The organism is Spirochaetota bacterium, from assembly GCA_040756435.1.
In the GTDB taxonomy this organism is placed as follows: Bacteria; Spirochaetota; UBA4802; order UBA4802; family UB4802; genus UBA4802.
This window is the reverse complement of record JBFLZD010000065.1, coordinates 1-18405: the sequence shown is the minus strand read 5'-3', so window position 1 is coordinate 18405 and position 18405 is coordinate 1. Positions and strand designations below refer to the sequence as shown.

The window sequence follows — 18405 nt, the reverse complement described above, 5'->3', positions numbered from 1 at the left end:
GGGGCGATAGTTCTGTTAGTTAACTTTCCGTTAGCATCGATATATGTTATATCAATAACCTTTTGATTGCGCATTGCGGTAAAAAGCTTGCTGAAAAGTTCAATGTCAAGCTCTTCCCACTCTTCAAGTTCATACGTAATACGCGAGATAAGCGGTAAGAATGTTGTTCTTATTGCTTGCTTGATGGTATGAACGATAGTTTTATCAACAAATGGAAAGTGTGTGGGACTTTCAAGTATACGCGTTAAAAAAACATAGAACAAAAACATCCGCTCATTTCGATAGGTAAAATAATCAAATGGTACGGTATAGCAATAGCCCTTTTTATGGGAAATATATTGAAGTGGAGCTCCAATGGTATCCCGCAAATATTCAATATCGCGTTTTACGGTTCGTGTAGAAACTTCAAATTTTGAAGCCACCTCCTGTACAGTTACTACACCTTTTTCTCTGATAGCGCTATCTATATACTGTAACCGTTCATTTTGGCTCACGGCAAACCTCACCAGTATATATTTTTATAATGAATTAAAATATTATAACATATTATTTATATTTGTCAATTACTATTTTTATATTTTTATAATAACTATTTGCAAGTTTAAGTTATAAGTGTACCATTAAGCCGTCCCGGTAAAACCTCATACAAAGATTTCCATCCTTTTGTTCTTATTTGCCCTCTTTTGCCGCTTTTTACGTCTAAAAAAACAAGCCTGCTCCATCGTTACAGTATGCACTTTTTTCTCCCATCGGCAACAAAAGAAAGTGCCAAAGAAAAATATTTTCTATTTTGTTACACCTTATTATTTAATTTGCCATTTTTTAAAAAAATTTGAAAATAGATATATACCTACCATCATAATCGACTACAGTGTATATACGTATAACAAAACATCACTACAGTATATATCGTGATAGGTCTTTATTTTTAATGGTTGGCCCCAACTTGGCTTTGACAAATTCAGCATTTATCACAAAGTTTTTATGGGCATCATCTAAATCGGGCGCATCAAAAAGTATGTCTTCCAGAAGTTTTTCCATAATGGTATGCAATCTTCGCGCACCAATATTTTCATGCTCTTCATTGAGTATCTGTGCTGTCTTTGCTATTTCGGCAATACCGTCATCCGTAAACTCAATGGTAACACCTTCAGTTTTTAGAAGCTCTTTATATTGAAGGGTAAGTGAATTTTTTGGCACTGTCAGTATTTTCCTGAAGTCTTCCTCTGTTAATGAAGAAAGCTCCACTCGTATTGGAAAACGTCCCTGCAACTCAGGAATAAGGTCAGAAGGCTTTGAAATATTGAATGCACCTGCTGCAATGAAAAGTATATGATTGGTTTTTACCGGCCCATATTTAGTATTGACAGTTGTACCTTCAACTATGGGTAGCAAATCCCTCTGTACCCCCTGCCGTGATACATCAGGCCCTGTCTTTGATTCAGCACCGGCAATTTTATCTATTTCATCTATAAAGACTATCCCCATATCTTCAACACGCCGTATAGCTTCGTTGGTTACTTTTTCCATATCTATAAGCTTTTCGGTTTCTTCAGCAATAAATATACGTAGTGCATCTTTAACGGTACTTTTTTTTCGCTTAGATTTTTTTTGGCATCAAATCGCCTAACATGGATTGAATCTGCAAATCTATATCCTCAAGGCCAGACCCACCCATAATTGACATTACCGGTATCACATTGGGTGCTTCAGATTCGTATTCAATCTCTAAATCATCTAATTTGCCACTTTTTAAATCTTCTAAATATTGTGTGCGCATCTGCTCATACAAAGTGTCAGACTCAAAGATCGATTCCCTTTCAACATGAAAACCTGAAATCTGACGCTCATCAAATTCAAATCCTTTTTTGGGAATGATGATATCAACTATCTTGTCATAGGCATTTTTTAAAGCCTTCTCTTCTACCATTGCACTGTATTCTTTCTTTACCATATTCACTGCAATGGAGGTTAAATCGCGTATCATGGACTCAACATCCCTGCCCACATAACCCACTTCGGTATATTTTGTAATCTCCACTTTAATAAATGGCGCATTAACAAGGCGCGATAATCGGCGTGCAATTTCGGTTTTGCCAACACCAGTAGGTCCTATCATGATTATATTTTTGGGTGCAATTTCTTCCTGTAACTCAGGATCCAATTTTTTCCTGCGGCTTCTGTTTCTGAGAGCTATCGCCACACATTTCTTTGCGTCTTTTTGTCCAATAATATATTTATCCAGTTCACTGACAATCTGTCGTGGAGTGAGGTCGCCATCTTCGGGAAACTGTACATTAATATCACTCATTATGCTTTAATCTCCTCAATTATGATGTTGCTGTTTGAATAGATACATATCTCTGATGCTATAAGCAGTGACTGCTTCACAATGTCATACGCATTCAACGTTGTGTTACGTACCAGCGCTCGTGCCGCTGCCAGCGCATAGCTTCCACCCGAACCAATACCAATGATGCCATCATCAGGCTCAATGATTTCACCGTTGCCGCTTATTAAATAAAGATGCTGCGGGTTACCAACAATCAGCACCGCTTCCAGCCTGCGCAATGCTCTGTCCAAACGCCAATCACGTGCAAGCTCCACCACACTTCGCGGAATATTGCCCGAATAGGACTCCAACTTTTGTTCAAACCGTTCAAACAATGTCAGCGCATCAGCCACCGAACCTGCAAAACCAGTAAGGATTTTGTCATCATACACTTTGCGAAGTTTTACTGCTTTACTTTTAATTACCGTATCACCTAACGTCACCTGCCCGTCACAACCCATGGCAATAGTATTGTCTTTTTTAATTGCCAGTACTGTAGTGCCACGCATTGAAGTATTATTCATTATCATGTCTCCTGTGTGCATGGGGATGATACTTCTGGTACAATTCTTTTAAGCGCTCTGTTGTGGTGTGAGTATATCGCTGTGTTGTTGAAATACTCGCATGCCCCAACATATCCTGCACAGCCCTGATATCAGCACCCCTGTTGAGTAATTCAGTTGCAAAGCTATGTCGCAATACATGCGGTGTAACCGATTTCCATAACTGCGCCATATTTGCTCTTTTATCAATAATATAAAAAATGCCTCTGGTTGTCAATCGTTTGCCATTATTATTTACAAATAAGGGGCTGGTTAAACAATTGAATTTTTTTTTGCGTTCGTCCAGATATTCTTTCAACGCCGTGATGGAAGTTTCATTCATAAACACAATTCTTTCTTTTGACCCTTTGCCCAGCACCTTTAATCTTCCTTTAGTACAATCACAATCATCAATGTTAGCATTTGCTATTTCTGAAACTCTAGCTCCCGTGGAATAAAACATTTCCAGCAGTGCCCTGTCACGATAGTCGCCAAAACTTTTGCACTCAAATGACGTTAGTTTTTTAATTTGATCAAAGGTTAAAAACGTTGGCAAAAATTTACTTTGTTTGGAGTAATGGATGTCGCGGGCAGGGTTGCTGTCAATATAGTTATGAAATTCCAGATACTTGAAAAAGGATTTTAATGTTGCAACCTTTCGTCCAATTGTTGAAAGTTCATTACCTTTTTCAAAGCAATAATCAATGAAATCACGTATATCATTTGTTGTTATAGTGGCGATAGTAACTGATTCAGGGTCAACCGTTTCATATAAAAATTCCATGAATTGAGTCAGGTCTTTGCTATATGATTCAATAGTCAAAGGTGATGCATTTTTTTCAGCAATAAGGTACCGCATAAATGTATCAATATAGTGATCCATACGTATCAGCTTACATGTGCCTCCGCATCTGTTTTATCTTCGTCTAACAGTGTTACGGTATATCCACACTGCTCATTCAAACATACAAGCATCTCGCCTTTTTTCTTTATTTTCCGTATAAATAGCAAGCTTCCACATTTGGGGCATGCATGTTCTGATGCCTGTTCACGGGTAGCAAAATCACATTCCGGATACCTGTTACAAGCATAAAATGCACCGCGTCGTTTTGATGAACGTTTGATTACATCACCTGCACACTTGGGGCATTTGCCAAGCGGCAAAGGTTTTGCATTGGAACATTTTGGGAACGCTGAACATGCCAAAAAGAATCCATATTTGCCCAAACGTTTTACCATTTTACTACCGCATTTTTCGCACACCAGATCAGTTTCTTCATCAAGGATATTTTTCATGTCCTCTATATGTTCTTCGGCGTGATGTACAGTCAACTTGAAAGGTTCGTAAAACTCTTTTATCATGCTAACCCAGTCATTATGCGCTTCTTCAATCAAATCCAGCTTTTCTTCCATCCTGGCAGTAAAATCAATATTGATAAGCGATTCAAAATAAGAAACCATAATATCATTCACCAGCCTACCAAGCACAGTGGGCACCAGCTGTTTCCCACGTTTGGTCACATAATACCGCTTTAACAGCGTATTTATGGTTGGAGCATACGTGGAAGGCCTGCCAATACCTGATTCTTCCAAAAATTTTACCAGCGATGCTTCATTATATCGCGGTGGTGGTGAAGTAAAATGCTGCTGCGGGTCAAATGATTTTGGGACAAGAACCTGCCCCACTTCCAGTGGTGGAAGTATCTTCTTTTCAGCACTTTCCTCTTTTTCTATTACCGTGAAACCATTAAACAAAACCCTGCTACCTGTTGCCCTGAATTCAAAATCTTCAACATTCATGGTAACGGTAACTACTAAAGAAACCTCTGGCGTCATCTGCGATGAAACAAACCGCTTCCATATCAAAGAATACAGCTTGTACTGGTCTGGTGTTAAATCGTTTTTAATTGATTCTGGAGTCCTGAATACATTGGTTGGACGTATTGCTTCATGGGCATCCTGTGCACCCTTTTTGTTTGGATAAAAATTTGGTGATTGGGGCATATACTCTTTGGAAAAATTTTTACTAAGATAATCCCTCACGGAAGACAGTGCTGCAGGAGCCACACGCGTTGAATCTGTACGCATGTAGGTAATCAAACCAACCTGCCCTTCGCCTGATATGGTAACCCCTTCATACAATTGTTGTGCCACCATCATGGTCTTACTTGCAGAAAACCCTAAACGCCTGGCAGCATCCTGTTGCAATTTGCTGGTAATGTATGGAGCCTGAGGTTTTCTTCTTCGTTCTTTTTGTTCAACATTGCTTACAGTAAACGGTTTGCCTTCTATAAGCTTTAATACCCTGTCAACATCGTTCTTTGTTTTTAATTCTATTTTATTTCCGTTTTCTGAAACAAGTGATGCTACAAATTCCTGCTTATGATGTTCAAACAGCGCATCAAGGGTCCAGTATTCCTGCGGAATAAAACTTTCAATTTCTTTTTCCCGCTCACAGATAACCCGCAACGCAACAGACTGAACTCTTCCTGCTGACAATCCCTTCTTAACCTTCTTCCATAATATAGGGCTTAAATAATAACCCACAAGCCTATCCAGAATACGACGAGCTTGCTGTGCATTTACCAAATCCATATTGATGTCACGAGCTCTTTCAACAGCTTCTTTTATTGCTTCTTCAGTTATCTCATGAAATTCAATACGCTTTATATCTGGATTTTTTTCTTTCAAAACATTAGACAGATGCCATGATATAGCTTCACCTTCACGGTCGGGGTCAGTTGCAAGTAAAACATTGTTTGCTTCGCTTGCTTTCTTTTTTAAATCGTTTATTAACTTTGCCTTACCGCGAATTGGGATATATTCAGGTTTAAAATCATTATTCACATCAACTGCTAACCGTGATTTGGGCAAATCAATGATATGTCCCATTGACGAAGCAATGATATAGTCTTTTCCTAAATATTTATGTATTGTTTTTGCTTTTGTTGGTGACTCAACAATCACAAGGGTTTTCTTATGATCAGCCATAATTACTTCCTTACTTTCTAATTTTTAAGCGATAGTTACTGTTAAATTAAATTCACTGTATAGTTTATATCCTTTATTTTTTGTCAAACAGTTCCTTAATATCCTTATATGGATTCCATCTGATAACAACAAATAACAAAATACTTATGGCAAACGTTATGATGGTAAAAAGTATTATCCGTTCAGAAGTATAGTAAATATATCCATCAAAAGGAATAGCATAGGTTATTACACCCAGCAATGGTTTTTGTGAAGGCTGATGGCAAAAATTACATTCTGACTTTCGGTAAATTGGTATTATGCCATGGTATAGTCTTCCCCTTACTGTAAATTGAGGTTGTGGCTTTATATCGCTACACACATTCATAACCGCTGTATCGTTAACCGTTTCGGTCATGCCCGGTGCTTTAACAAGATTGCCCTGTGCATCATACACCGTGATGGTTATACCAGAACGTTTCTGCAAATCATCTAAGTATATCCAGGCATATTCTGGTTTTGACATTGTTTTAATATGTAAAAAACTATCGGTTATAATATACATATTTCTTTCAAGTTCTTTAAAATAACCCGATTTATATATACCAAATATATCCCCAATATACGGTGGCACAGAAAAAATCTGAATAAAGCTTATTGCCCACAGTAGTGCTAACATGATTATAAGGACTCGTTTAATTATCATATAACCCTTTATTTATTCAACGATATTACATTTCCAAGACGTACTATAACGCCGTCTAATTCCAGGTTTGTTAATTTTTCAAGGACTTCCCCGCTGCTTTTTCCCACTGCACGTATGAGTGAATCAATATCCATTGAACCCTGTTTCAGAGTTTTGACTATATCATCATCTTCATACGCAGCAAAATGTGCACTTGAAGTATCTGCACTGTACTGTATGCCTTCAAATAATGTTGGTTGACGGTATAACCTGTCAACACTACAAATTTCTAAGATATCCTGTTCATTAAAAACAGGGTGTGCACCCTCTTTTAACAGCTTATAGCACCCTTTGTAACCTTCATCAAAAGAATGTCCCGTGCAAACAAATAATTCCCTATTTTGTTCAAGAGCATACTGGGCAGTAATAAGTGCTCCGCTTTTTTCACCGGCTTTAATGACAATAACACCTTTTGATAATCCGCTAACAATTCTATTTCTGCGTACAAAAGTCCACCTGGTGATACGCACTTTTGGAGGATATTCAGATAACACACACCCATTGCCTGAATTAATAATATCAGTGTAGATATCACGGTTACTTGCAGGATATAACATATCAATACCATTTGCCATGACACCTATTGTTGATCCACCTACTTTTAATGCCCCTATATGTGCTCTTCTATCAATCCCAATTGCAAGACCACTGACAATAGCAATATCATACCGGGCTAAAAGACCTGACAGCTTTTCAGCAATTGAACCCGATTGAGGATCATCATTTCTGGTACCAACAATGGCAAGGCATGTTTTTTGAGGCAGGCTACCCCGTATATATAAAACAGCGGGAGGATAAGCAATTTCTTTTAATAATGCAGGATATTCCTGATCCCAATAAGAAATCATCCTGACATTCATTTTGTTACATAACTCAATAATTTTATCTGCTTCTTCAAGTGGCAACATGGAATACCAGCTTGTATAGTATTCCTGAACTTTTCTGTCATCTGCTAAAACATATTCATTATAAATTGTTTCAGGATCATTTTTAGAATAAAAATGCCATAAACCAGAACTCATCAATGATAACGCTACAGCATATTTTTTCTTGTCCATATAATTACCGTGCTAACTCCGTAGTTATTCGCTGGATATTTTCTTTACACGCCTGTTTATACTCCTTTGCCAGCGGTGAATCCATTTTTTCTAGATCAGTATAAAGATCCTGGTAAACCGATAGTGACTTAGTAAGGTCTTTATTTTCATAATAAAACCTTCCCAGTGCAAACCGTGCTCTGTAAAAGGTTGGTTTTTGCTTTGTTATCTCCTCCATCATTTGAACAGCTTTTGACCTGTTATCTTTCTGATAAAATAATAGGATTGCCAACCCATATTTTGCTTCAATAAAGTTGGGATCCATCTGTAATGCCTTTTCGTAATGAATTTGTGCTTTGTCTATGTCATCTTTATTTTCTAACTGTGTTCCCCTGTTTGCATACGCAATTGCCAATTGATAGTGGACAAGTGGATTATTCCTTCCATACCCTAAAGCTTTTTGCAATGCATCAATGGCCGGATCCCATGCTCCTTTTTCATTATATTTGCTACCTAAGTTTTGATACAATACACCAATCTTGTTAACTACTTCGGGATTTGTTGCACTTTTTGACGTAAGTTCAGATAATTCTTCTTCCATACGCTTAATCTCGCTCTGTGTCACAACTCTTACGGATTTCAACACAAAAAACTTTTTCAGTAACTCGCCATCAAAAATAATTATTAATGCAATAATACTGCTAATAACCAGTAACGTTAGAGTGATTTTTCTAAACTTTGTCATTGTATCACCTCTTTTTATTTTAATACAATTAATTGCTGGAATTAATTATTATAATTGTATATTTTACAAAATACTTGACAACCATTTTATAAATTTCAAGTGGTTTTTTATACAATGAAGGGTGATAGTCTCTGGTAGGTAACATAAAGTGATATTTCCCAAAAGGAGGTTTATATGCTTCCCCATCAGATGCGCGCTGGTGATTTTACGTGTTTACTGTGTGGTTCAAAATTACATTTAAAAATTAGTGAGCTTTCCATAGGCATTAATAGTGGAACATGTCCCATGTGCGGGGAACCTTTCACAATAAAATTAAATAAAAAAGATATAGAATTGCTTCTTGAAGCAGAAGAAACAGCAAGGCAATAAGTAAAATATAGAATAATCACAAGCTGACAAAGGTGTGTGGTTTATAGTATACTATCAAAAAATATTTTTTAAGGAATTGCTACTTGATATTATTAAATCTTTTTTTTAATCTTTCACATACATCATGGGGATCAACTACCATAACCCGTGTATGTGAAACCACATCAAGAAATCCTAATTCATTAGGAAAACGTGGAACAATATGCAGGTGTATATGAGGTATACTTGCCCCACTCCACGAGCCCAAATTATACCCAACATTAAACCCTGATGGTTTGAATTCTTCTTTTAATATATCTATAGTTTTTATTGTTAACCTGTGTAGTGCTAAAACATCATCATCAGATAAATCATGCAAATTTTCTCTATGTTGCAAAGGAAATATCATGCAATGGCCTGGATTAAAAGGATATAAATTTACCGAAACAATAAATGTATCGGTACGATGTATTTCAAGACTTACCACATCTTCTGCATGGTCACGTATTGCGCATAGTATGCATGCATGCTTTTCATTTTTTTTACCAACATATTTAATTTTTTCGGTATTGAAAAGATACCAGCATTTAAATCTTTCAAAATAACTATCTGCCATAATTTTGTATCTGAATTTTACCGTGATATGAAGTCCTTTTGTATCTTTGCACGCCTTCGTCTGATAAGTGCAATATATGCAGTAAATGTAATAATAACACCAATACTGAATGCACTGGTTAAAATATAAATGAGGTCAAGACGCTTAATAGAAGATATTTTACTTTGTAGCTCTTTGTCAAGATATTCTATTTCAACTTCAACTAACTTTTTAGTAAAATCTATCTCCTGTTGTGAAAAGACATGCACCAGCTGATGAAAATAACTTTTAAGCTCTTGATATCGCACTGTCATTTCTTTAGTTTCAACATTTCGTTCATTCATGTATTCCAACGACTTTTCAATATCTTCAATATTCTTCTCAATTGTAATAATGGAATTTACCAGTTCACGTGAATATTCAACACTATGACAGCTTGAACATGTTTTATCGGTAATAATGTGATACGTTGACTGCTGTATATTGTGGTCACCATGGCAATCAACACAGTTTGGGCTGCCTATTTTTAAAACTGAATTATAGTGAGGACCTTTTTTTAGCTGTGCCAGCGCCTGATTATGGCAACCTTCCCTTCCGCAAAACTCAGGTATATCTTTCTTTCTTGGTTTTCCAAGAAAATTAGTTTTTTTATCCTTTGCAGCTTTTGCATCATCCACATCAGGATTGCCACCATGACACATCTGGCATTCAAGATTATTTTTTGCATGTATGCTGTTTTCCCATTCCAGAACCACGGCACGAGGTTTGCCATTGAGTTTAATATGGCATTCTATACAGTAATTTTTTTTATGAGAGCTATCGCCCATTATCTTTTGAGCAAACGCAATATAAAACGTTAAAAGTACAATTGCAAAAATTAAAATAATAGTATAAATACGCTTCATTGGTAACCTCAAAGCATGTTTCTTTGTGTGCCTATTTACCTTTTCGACACCCTGTACTCATTACACAAGTACAATCCCATACACTTTCATGACAACCATAATAATAGCAATAGTAATGTTAGCATACACTCCTGCAATCATATCGTCAATCATTATACCAAGCCCACCACGTAAATGTTCCAGCTTGCGTATGGGGAAAGGTTTTATAATATCAAACAGCCTGAAAAAAAAGAAGCCTAAAACTGCTGCACTCCAGCTAAATGGATGAAATGACATGGTAACCCAGAAACCAAGCATCTCATCAAGAACAACTTCCTGAGGGTCTTTTTGTGCAAAATAAATTTCAGCATCATCACCCAATTTGATGGCAGGATAAGTCAAAATCGCCACAAGGATAACATTTGCTACAATCCCATATCTGCCACATAGCTGATGTAAAATTACATATAATAATAAAGCTAACAGCGCACCAACAGTACCCGAGCCTTTGGGGAAGTAGCCAGTATAAAGCCCTGTGAACAAAAACTCTTTCCAGTTCATATCAACTTTTTTATTTTTCCTTTTTTATACGATGTCCAATCAATTTTTTGCGTTGCACTGTTATTTTTTGTTCATTATCTTCTGTCATTTTATCTTCTTTTGGCTTATACGGTGGTATAAAAAGCTCCCAGTTAGTAACTATATACCGAAGACCTGATAAAGCTGTTAAGAAGGTTACCACAGCCATTATGAGATAGGGGCATACAATAAGCCATTTATGAACTAAATTTGAATTAAGAATCTCAACAACAGTTTCAAGCTTCAGTGCACTTAACTGGTTTATTTCCAGTTGTACATTTTTTATGGAATTGCGGACAATGAATACCATTATTATAACAATTATGCCAATCATCTGGAAGGCTGTTTTAAATTTACCCAACCTGCTTGTGCGCAACATTGACCCTTTTTTGATTGATAAATAGCGCATCAATGTTATTAAAAGGTCACGCCCAATAATAACAATAACCATCCATAGTGGAATAAGCGGATCAAGGAATAAGAAAGCAATAAGCGCCGATATAACCAAAAACTTATCAGCCAGTGGATCCAGAAATTTTCCTGTATCAGTTTCCTGTCGCAACTTGCGAGCTGTCCACCCATCTAAAAAGTCAGTAAATGATGCTATAATAAAAATAACCAGCGCCCAAATTTTATGTTCTATAGTTGGTGTAAAAATTAAATACAAGAATAATGGTATGAGTATTATCCGCGATAATGTTAATAAATTAGGTATATTCAAATCATTTCTCCAATACGGTCATATTCCAATGTGTCTGTAATCTTTGCTGTGACGATATCATTGACACGTACATTGTGCGCGGTCAAGAAAAAAATGCCATCTATTTCAGGTGCATCGTACTGAGTTCTTCCAATGTAATTATAGTCATCCACTTTCTCTTCCACAAGCACCTGCACTGTAGCACCTATAGTTTCCTTCAACCTTTGCTGTGAAATTTCCTGCTGTAACTTCATCAGCATATTGTAACGCTTTTTCTTTGTTGCCATTTTCACCGTGTCTCCTTTTGCAAACGCCTGCGTTCCTTCCTCAGGTGAATACATAAAAACACCTACTCTATCTAATCTGGCTTTTGTAATAAAGTTCATTAATAGTTTGAAATCATTTTCATCTTCATCAGGGAATCCCACCATAAATGTTGAGCGTATAGCTATATCAGGGATGGCTTTTCTCAATCTCTCCACAAGTTGCAAATAACTATCTGCATCACCTTTTCTGCTCATTGATTGTAAAACTTTTTTACTTGCATGTTGAAAAGGAATATCAATGTAATGAACAACTTTTGGCAGCGTTGCAAGGGCTTCAATAAGCCTGTCATCAATATGGTCAGGATGGCAATACATAAGCCTGATCCAGAAATCACCTTCCAGGTTACTTATCATGTCCAGTATATCCCAGATTTTTTTATCATCATAGTGATATACTGCAGTATCCTGCGCCACTATAATGAGTTCTTTAACACCACGTTTGAGCGCTTCACGTGCATCCGTCACAATTTTAGATGGCAAGAAAGCACTAAACCTGCCCCGTATCAGGGGAATAGCGCAGTAGCTGCAAAAATTGGAACACCCTTCAGCAATTTTTATGTACGCATAGGGAAGATTATCAATAAGTGGTTTTCTTTTATGGGCGATAGTTCCTTTGATCAGTGCAATATTGAATAAGCGAGCAATTTCTTTTATTAAAGAACTATCGTACAAACCCCATACCAAATCAATTTCAGGTATTTCTTGAATGATTTCCTGTTTATACCGCTGGGTGAGACAGCCTAATACAACCAATCTTTTTTTAAAGGTCTTTGTTTGCTGTGATGTATAATCTAATGCATCCAGTATAGTATCAACAGATTCTTTCTTTGCCGCTTCAATAAATCCACAGGTATTGATAAATATTATATCTGCTTCATCAATCTCATGTGCCTCAACAAAACCAGCGCTGTGCATATCAGCATTAAGGCGCTCGGAATCCACCTCATTTTTGGGGCACCCTAATGAAACAATATAGTATGAAATGTCCTCGGCTGAAAACACATCACCAGTCTTTTACTTCAAGCTTGTATTTGTTGGGATCCTGTGGGTCTTTACGCCAGGTAATTACTTTATTGGCAACCTGACCAGGCAGGCCAAACATATAGTCAGTGCCATTAATTTTAACTTTAACACCGCCAGCGTTGCCTATCTTAACCTGAATAAATTCCGATGCTTCCCATCGTTCTTTTGTGCCAGATGGCATCATTCCCCTGACGCGCTCATTTCCATCTAAATAAAGTTCAAAATATGTTTTTTGCACAAATTCAGCTTCAAATACTATTTTTAAATTTTTCTGGTCATGCGTGACCACTTCAGCAGGCGGTGTTACCGGGGTTATCACAGTGACAGCTTCATCAGGCTTGGCCTGCTCTACAGCAGCCAATTGCACTCTGATTTTTGCCCTGTTCTCGGTTAATCCCTTTAATGTAAGAACAATATTCCTTGATGATTCCATGGGGCTACATACAACAGGTTTTTCCATTTCCAGCACATATTTTTTTGAATCAGGCAAAAACTCTACTATTACTGAATTATCTTTAATATCACTTAATATAAATAAAATTTCTTTATTTTCTACCAAAAACTGGCATGCCTCATCGTTATATAGTAGCACAATGCCACTGTCATTGGTGAGCTGTAATGGCCATATATTTTTAATGGCAATCTTTTTGCCCTGAGTGCGATAATATTCTTCCTGGATTGCCTTAATGGAATCATCACTTCCTACATGTACATCCGAAGTAATAAGGCTTATAAACAGTGAAATTACAATAAGGACAGCAATACCAATACCTGCAACATATAAGATATTACGATACTGCTGCGCATACATCCGTAACTGGGCAACTATTGACAAACCAGTAGGTTTGGTTAACTCTTCAAGTGGTGTTGAACTTTCGCCAATCTTATATCCTTTATAAGCCTGAATTAACTCATCAGCATCCACCTTAAGGTATTCAGCATAAGAACGTAAAAAACCCAGAAGGTATGTTTCGCTGGGAAATTTGTCAAAATCTTCATTTTCAAGTGCTTCCAGATATTTAACAACAATATTAGTATCTTTGGATACATCCTTTAACGTTAAACGTTTTGCTTCACGCGCATTGCGTAATGTTTCACCAATTCCTGCCACCATACATTATTCCTCTGCCAACATTGGATTTTTAATTATTCTGGCGTTTGAAGGAGGATCAAATTTAAAAAAACCTTTTTTTAAATCCACTTTAGTATTTATATTTTTGATTTCAATTGTAATGTTTTTGCCATTTGCTGTTTCACCAGCAGCTTTTGTTATAAAATACTGTTCGTTAACCCACAGCTTCATAGTCCTGAATCCGCTTCGTGTTTCCTTCTGCTTTAAGAATAGCACATAGTATTTATTGTTGTTTTCTACACGTGGCTGTTCTTTCCCATCGAATTTATAATGATATTTTGAAAAAAGCCTGTTTAATCCTGAACCGGTACCAATTGCAAACATTGAACTGTTTAAATCCTGCTCGGCAACCACATTTATTGAAGGAATATAAATCCATACCTGTTTTCCATCTGAAACAATTTTTTGACCATAGGGTACATCAAAATCTATTCGCAGATAATGTGGCGACATATACCATATGGTACCACTTTGACTCTGGCGCTTTCCCATTTTATCCGAAACCATGACAAAATTTGCCTGGTAGCTTTCAACATCAGAGAAGGTTTTCTTTATCTGCTTGACAATATCATTGACTGTCACAAAATCGAACTTATAGGAATATCCTGTCATAACGCACAGGAATACTATTAATGGAGCTACTGCCAATCGTAATAATTTTTTGTTACGTGTACTCAACATGATGCCCTTTATAAATTTTTATTTAAACCAATAATGCATACACAGTGTTACAAACAACATTAAAAGAATGTTTGCCGTTTAACGTTGCATAGACATATTTTTGACAATATATATGCGGTTGTCAAACTAAAAAGCTTTTTTAAAAAGTCAATACAAAAAAACAAAAAGATTTTGAGCTTAAAATTTTATATTTTTTTTGTGTAGACAAAATTGTGCTATAAACATACTATTTCATTATCCTGAGATTAAGGAAATACAACATGGATACAATAAAACAACCCAAGCAACAACTCAAAGATCAGCAACATCCAGAAACCATTGTATCACAGTGGAACAATTTTAAACTTTTAGAATCACAGCACATTTATTTCTCTGTGGGTAAGGCTAATATCAAACATATACTTATCAAAAGGGAACCACTCATTGGCGCATGAGTATATTATTTTTTTAAAAACATTTTTGATTAAAGAATTTTTATTATTTACTAAGTGTTACAGACAAATCAAAATACATTACTATTTTGTTTCTCTATCTTTTTAAACTCTCATTATCCATAAATATAAAAATATTTCTGCAATAATTCCTTAAAAAGTTTCATAATGAATAGAGTGTACTCCGGGGCCGTCTCAAAAGAAACGGTAGGGCATGCAATGGCATGAGCGCAATGTCATTGCGAACGAAGTGAAGCAATCTCAATGCCCCTCAAAAGCAAGATTGCTTCGTCACTTCGTTCCTCGCAATGACAGGAAGGCATAAGTCATTGCGAGCGTAGCGAAGCAATCTCAATGCCCCTCAAAAGCAAGATTGCTTCGTCACTTCGTTCCTCGCAATGACAGGAAGGCATAAGTCATTGCGAGCGTAGCGAAGCAATCTCAATGCCCCTCAAAAGCAAGATTGCTTCGTCACTTCGTTCCTCGCAATGACAGGAAGGCATAAGTCATTGCAAAGAGATGTCTTTTGGGACACTCTCTATTTTATATTTTATTCTTGCATTAAATATAAAATACCTTTAAACTATTATTTATTAAACAATAATTTACTTGCAAAAGTTTTATATCTTTTGTAAACTTTCCTAATAAAATTGGCATATAGTAGGAAAGCATATCATGATTAAAAATTTTTTAAAATATTATATAATTTTATTTCTTCTATTACAATCAGCATGGGCACAACTTACCACTACACTAGTTGAAGAAGATAGAGAATTCTGGAATGCATTGATTCAAAACATAACAATAGCAAATAAAAATCTTCTGTACGCCAGCTATATTGCCTATAAAGACAAACTATACGATTTGTCAATTGACTCATTTCAAGAATGCATCACACAAAATAGCGATAATCAGTTGATTCAAGGTATCGGTAACTATTACATTGGCAAAAACTATTATAATATAGGTGACTATAAAAAGGCAGCGGTGTATTTTTTGGCCATCGAGCGCTACACAATGGATCAATACACATATATTAAGGCAGCGGCCCTGATAAATGCATCAATTTGTTACATCCAGATGAATGATACCGTGATGGCAAAAACCTATTTGCAGAAATCTATGCAATACGATACAGAAGGTTCATACAAAACTACCATTGAAACACTTATGCAATCATTGAAAGACAATTAAATGATACTATATTTCCTGCCGCTATAGTGGTAAAAGAATTCATGGTAATAATTAAACCTTATAGTAATCTTTATACCATTGTACAAATTGATGTAATCCCTCTTCTATTGAAGTAACAGGTCTATACTCTACTGCTTCAGTAAGTTCATCAATATCGGCAAATGTAGCAAGCACATCACCTGGCTGCATGGGTAAAAAGTTTATGATAGCTTTCTTGCCAATTTCCTTTTCAAGAACTTCAATAAAATACATTAACTGCACTGGTTTATTATTGCCAATATTGTAAATTCTAAACGGTGCGCTACTTGACGCTGGATCTGGATGTATGGTATCAAATTCCGGTTGACCGTGTGGCACTTTAAATGTAATCCTGTATACACCTTCCACTATATCATCAATATAAGTAAAATCACGCTCCATATCTCCAAAGTTATATACATCTATAGGCTTGCCTTCAAAAATAGCTTTTGTAAATTTAAAGTAAGCCATATCAGGTCTACCCCATGGACCATATACGGTAAAAAAACGCAACCCGCTTGATGGGATTGAATATAAATGTGAGTAGCAATGGGCAAAAAGTTCATTTGACTTTTTCGTTGCAGCATACAGTGAAACAGGATGGTCAACATTATCATGCACAGAAAATGGCACACAAGAATTTAATCCATATACTGAACTTGAAGATGCATATACTAAATGTTTCACAGGATTATGCCTGCAACATTCAAGTATATTCATAAACCCAACAACATTGCTGTGAACATAGTCAAACGGATGTTCTAAACTGTAGCGCACACCTGCCTGAGCAGCTAAATGTACCACGTAGTCAAAAGTATGTTTTTTAAATATGTCCGATAGTTCCTGATAATTAGCTATATCACTATGATAAAAATCATAATTTTTATATTGCTTCAAAATGTTATTGCGCGCTTCCTTAAGCGATACATCATAGTACCTATTCATATTATCAACACCAATAACGTTATATCCTTCCTGTAAAAAGCGCAATGCAGTATAAAAACCAATAAACCCTGCAGTACCAGTTATAAGAATATTCATGTATTGTTACCTCTGAAAATTAGTTTACAATGTTTTGCTCAATAAAGTAATTGACATAGCTTTAAATTTGGAATATGTTCAATACTATCCATCCAGCTCTAAGAAATTTTTTTAGATGAGGTCCTATATGAATAAAATAGTAACGTTCATTATTCTTTTTCTAAGTCAACCATTATTTGCACAGGAACTATCGCCCAATTCATCCAATTTATGGACTACCTTTAAGCAGGGTGGAATTTTGATGTGGCCTATACTGTTTTTAGGCATTGTAGGTTTAACCATTATTATAGAACGTTCCTTATTTTATTTTAAAATCAAAATATGGGATACAGTACATATTGAAAATAAATTGAATAAATTACTCAATCAAAGCACATACAGGTTCCGTGAGGAAGCAATAGATGACCTTGAAAAAAATATGCAGCTGTATTATAACCAGCTGGAAAAAGGGCTGGTACTGCTGAATGCGGTGGGTAATTTAGCACCAATCATTGGATTTTTTGGTACCGTCCAGGGTATGATTGCAGCATTTGCTTCAATTGCAGCAGCAACAACAGTTAACGCAAAGGTGGTTGCCGTTGGTATACAGATTGCCCTTATCACAACTGCAGGTGGATTATCCATAGCTGTACCCACATTAGCATTTTACCATTTCTATGTTCACATCTTGCAAAACGTGTATGCAAAAGCATCTGAACTTATTATGCTTAAAACTAAACAATTGCCTCGATACTCACAGATTGAAAGTACTACAACACTGGAAGGTGTATAATGTACTGGTTTACGCGTAAAAACAAACCACAGCAAAAACAATCACGGCTTATTGACTTTGATACAACACCAATTGCAGATTTATCATTTAACCTTTTGATATTTTTTATTGTCACCGCTTCATTTATTATACGTCAGGGTGTTTTCTTGAGCCTTCCCTCGTTAAGTGCCGGGACAGTGAAAGTTGAACCATCGCAGGTTATTGAAATTTATCCTCAGGACAATGGATTTATTGCTGATGGGAAGGTATTAGGCAGAAAGGAACTATTACAATACTTATCGTTACGCAAATCGCAAACAAATGAAACTGT

20 protein-coding genes and 1 pseudogene are annotated in these 18405 nt (G+C 36.2%); 5 read left to right on the top strand and 16 right to left on the bottom strand.

Annotated elements, in window-relative coordinates:
- From AB1444_14350 to AB1444_14315, 8 genes and pseudogenes are all read right to left on the bottom strand, one after another.
- Positions 1 to 494: HTH domain-containing protein (locus AB1444_14350; protein MEW6527834.1), on the bottom strand; the 494-nt coding region annotated here is incomplete at its 3' end.
- Positions 495 to 897: 403 nt separating this feature from the next.
- Positions 898 to 2311: pseudogene (gene hslU, locus AB1444_14345) on the bottom strand (ATP-dependent protease ATPase subunit HslU).
- Positions 2311 to 2856 (bottom strand): ATP-dependent protease subunit HslV, encoded by a 546-nt coding sequence (gene hslV, locus AB1444_14340; protein ID MEW6527833.1) that lies wholly within the window; start codon positions 2854 to 2856, stop codon positions 2311 to 2313. Before hslV ends, hslU begins: the two are co-directional and overlap by 1 nt.
- The gene (xerA, locus tag AB1444_14335; GenBank protein ID MEW6527832.1) at positions 2849 to 3757 is read right to left on the bottom strand and encodes a site-specific tyrosine recombinase/integron integrase; all 909 of its coding nucleotides are present in this window, start codon (positions 3755 to 3757) and stop codon (positions 2849 to 2851) included. The genes hslV and xerA overlap by 8 nt, the downstream gene beginning before the upstream one ends.
- Positions 3758 to 3762: 5 nt before the next feature.
- Positions 3763 to 5865: a type I DNA topoisomerase gene (topA, locus tag AB1444_14330; GenBank protein ID MEW6527831.1), complete on the bottom strand. Its 2103-nt coding sequence runs from the start codon at positions 5863 to 5865 to the stop codon at positions 3763 to 3765.
- Positions 5866 to 5938: 73 nt separating this feature from the next.
- Positions 5939 to 6550, bottom strand: a complete 612-nt coding sequence (locus tag AB1444_14325; protein ID MEW6527830.1) for a hypothetical protein — start codon at positions 6548 to 6550, stop codon at positions 5939 to 5941.
- A gap of 8 nt (positions 6551 to 6558) precedes the next feature.
- Positions 6559 to 7647, bottom strand: a complete 1089-nt coding sequence (dprA, locus tag AB1444_14320) for a DNA-processing protein DprA (GenBank protein MEW6527829.1) — start codon at positions 7645 to 7647, stop codon at positions 6559 to 6561.
- 4 nt (positions 7648 to 7651) lie between these two features.
- The gene (locus AB1444_14315) at positions 7652 to 8371 is read right to left on the bottom strand and encodes a tetratricopeptide repeat protein (protein ID MEW6527828.1); all 720 of its coding nucleotides are present in this window, start codon (positions 8369 to 8371) and stop codon (positions 7652 to 7654) included.
- A 174-nt stretch (positions 8372 to 8545) separates the two neighbouring features.
- On the opposite strand from AB1444_14315, the gene AB1444_14310 reads away from it, so the two are divergent.
- The gene (locus AB1444_14310) at positions 8546 to 8740 is read left to right on the top strand and encodes a hypothetical protein (GenBank protein MEW6527827.1); all 195 of its coding nucleotides are present in this window, start codon (positions 8546 to 8548) and stop codon (positions 8738 to 8740) included.
- A gap of 79 nt (positions 8741 to 8819) precedes the next feature.
- Here the strand turns inward: AB1444_14310 and AB1444_14305 are convergent, their stop codons facing one another.
- From AB1444_14305 to AB1444_14275, 7 genes are read right to left on the bottom strand one after another with little or no spacing between them, the layout of a single operon-like run.
- A complete protein-coding gene (locus AB1444_14305; protein MEW6527826.1) occupies positions 8820 to 9335 on the bottom strand; it encodes an HIT domain-containing protein in 516 nt (171 codons plus the stop codon).
- Positions 9336 to 9352: 17 nt separating this feature from the next.
- Positions 9353 to 10219, bottom strand: coding sequence for a multiheme c-type cytochrome (locus tag AB1444_14300; protein MEW6527825.1), 867 nt, complete (start codon positions 10217 to 10219; stop codon positions 9353 to 9355).
- Positions 10220 to 10279: 60 nt separating this feature from the next.
- Positions 10280 to 10759, bottom strand: coding sequence for a phosphatidylglycerophosphatase A (locus AB1444_14295; protein MEW6527824.1), 480 nt, complete (start codon positions 10757 to 10759; stop codon positions 10280 to 10282).
- Positions 10760 to 10769: 10 nt separating this feature from the next.
- Entirely contained in the window at positions 10770 to 11498 is a 729-nt protein-coding gene (gene pgsA, locus AB1444_14290) for a CDP-diacylglycerol--glycerol-3-phosphate 3-phosphatidyltransferase (GenBank protein ID MEW6527823.1), read from the bottom strand.
- Positions 11495 to 12805, bottom strand: a complete 1311-nt coding sequence (rimO, locus tag AB1444_14285; GenBank protein MEW6527822.1) for a 30S ribosomal protein S12 methylthiotransferase RimO — start codon at positions 12803 to 12805, stop codon at positions 11495 to 11497. The genes pgsA and rimO overlap by 4 nt, the downstream gene beginning before the upstream one ends.
- A gap of 1 nt (position 12806) precedes the next feature.
- On the bottom strand, positions 12807 to 13940 hold the full coding sequence (locus AB1444_14280) for a RodZ domain-containing protein (GenBank protein MEW6527821.1): 1134 nt from the start codon (positions 13938 to 13940) through the stop codon (positions 12807 to 12809).
- 3 nt (positions 13941 to 13943) lie between these two features.
- Positions 13944 to 14639, bottom strand: a complete 696-nt coding sequence (locus tag AB1444_14275) for an outer membrane lipoprotein carrier protein LolA (GenBank protein ID MEW6527820.1) — start codon at positions 14637 to 14639, stop codon at positions 13944 to 13946.
- A gap of 260 nt (positions 14640 to 14899) precedes the next feature.
- On the opposite strand from AB1444_14275, the gene AB1444_14270 reads away from it, so the two are divergent.
- Together AB1444_14270 and AB1444_14265 are read left to right on the top strand one after the other, a co-directional pair.
- Complete coding sequence (locus tag AB1444_14270) at positions 14900 to 15073, top strand: hypothetical protein (protein MEW6527819.1); 174 nt, start codon at positions 14900 to 14902, stop codon at positions 15071 to 15073.
- 672 nt (positions 15074 to 15745) lie between these two features.
- On the top strand, positions 15746 to 16264 hold the full coding sequence (locus AB1444_14265) for a hypothetical protein (protein ID MEW6527818.1): 519 nt from the start codon (positions 15746 to 15748) through the stop codon (positions 16262 to 16264).
- Positions 16265 to 16315: 51 nt separating this feature from the next.
- Here AB1444_14265 and AB1444_14260 read toward each other — a convergent pair whose 3' ends face one another.
- Positions 16316 to 17323 (bottom strand): NAD-dependent epimerase, encoded by a 1008-nt coding sequence (locus AB1444_14260; GenBank protein MEW6527817.1) that lies wholly within the window; start codon positions 17321 to 17323, stop codon positions 16316 to 16318.
- A 127-nt stretch (positions 17324 to 17450) separates the two neighbouring features.
- Between AB1444_14260 and AB1444_14255 the strand changes: the two genes are divergently transcribed.
- Both AB1444_14255 and AB1444_14250 read left to right on the top strand, forming a co-directional pair.
- A complete protein-coding gene (locus AB1444_14255; protein MEW6527816.1) occupies positions 17451 to 18095 on the top strand; it encodes a MotA/TolQ/ExbB proton channel family protein in 645 nt (214 codons plus the stop codon).
- Positions 18095 to 18405, top strand: a 311-nt coding sequence (locus tag AB1444_14250; protein MEW6527815.1) for a biopolymer transporter ExbD, incomplete at its 3' end; no start/stop codon positions are given. The genes AB1444_14255 and AB1444_14250, both read left to right, overlap by 1 nt.

What these genes read in the sequence shown, in the direction of transcription:
- AB1444_14325 (MEW6527830.1), bottom strand. Translation starts at nt 6,550, where the DNA reads ATGATAATTAAACGAGTCCTTATAATCATGTTAGCACTACTGTGGGCA.
- AB1444_14295 (MEW6527824.1), bottom strand. Translation starts at nt 10,759, where the DNA reads ATGAACTGGAAAGAGTTTTTGTTCACAGGGCTTTATACTGGCTACTTC.
- topA (MEW6527831.1), bottom strand. Translation starts at nt 5,865, where the DNA reads ATGGCTGATCATAAGAAAACCCTTGTGATTGTTGAGTCACCAACAAAA.
- AB1444_14315 (MEW6527828.1), bottom strand. Translation starts at nt 8,371, where the DNA reads ATGACAAAGTTTAGAAAAATCACTCTAACGTTACTGGTTATTAGCAGT.
- AB1444_14300 (MEW6527825.1), bottom strand. Translation starts at nt 10,219, where the DNA reads ATGAAGCGTATTTATACTATTATTTTAATTTTTGCAATTGTACTTTTA.
- AB1444_14280 (MEW6527821.1), bottom strand. Translation starts at nt 13,940, where the DNA reads ATGGTGGCAGGAATTGGTGAAACATTACGCAATGCGCGTGAAGCAAAA.
- AB1444_14310 (MEW6527827.1), top strand. Translation starts at nt 8,546, where the DNA reads ATGCTTCCCCATCAGATGCGCGCTGGTGATTTTACGTGTTTACTGTGT.
- AB1444_14260 (MEW6527817.1), bottom strand. Translation starts at nt 17,323, where the DNA reads ATGAATATTCTTATAACTGGTACTGCAGGGTTTATTGGTTTTTATACT.
- hslV (MEW6527833.1), bottom strand. Translation starts at nt 2,856, where the DNA reads ATGAATAATACTTCAATGCGTGGCACTACAGTACTGGCAATTAAAAAA.
- xerA (MEW6527832.1), bottom strand. Translation starts at nt 3,757, where the DNA reads ATGGATCACTATATTGATACATTTATGCGGTACCTTATTGCTGAAAAA.
- AB1444_14275 (MEW6527820.1), bottom strand. Translation starts at nt 14,639, where the DNA reads ATGTTGAGTACACGTAACAAAAAATTATTACGATTGGCAGTAGCTCCA.
- AB1444_14270 (MEW6527819.1), top strand. Translation starts at nt 14,900, where the DNA reads ATGGATACAATAAAACAACCCAAGCAACAACTCAAAGATCAGCAACAT.
- AB1444_14305 (MEW6527826.1), bottom strand. Translation starts at nt 9,335, where the DNA reads ATGGCAGATAGTTATTTTGAAAGATTTAAATGCTGGTATCTTTTCAAT.
- AB1444_14255 (MEW6527816.1), top strand. Translation starts at nt 17,451, where the DNA reads ATGAATAAAATAGTAACGTTCATTATTCTTTTTCTAAGTCAACCATTA.
- dprA (MEW6527829.1), bottom strand. Translation starts at nt 7,647, where the DNA reads ATGGACAAGAAAAAATATGCTGTAGCGTTATCATTGATGAGTTCTGGT.
- AB1444_14265 (MEW6527818.1), top strand. Translation starts at nt 15,746, where the DNA reads ATGATTAAAAATTTTTTAAAATATTATATAATTTTATTTCTTCTATTA.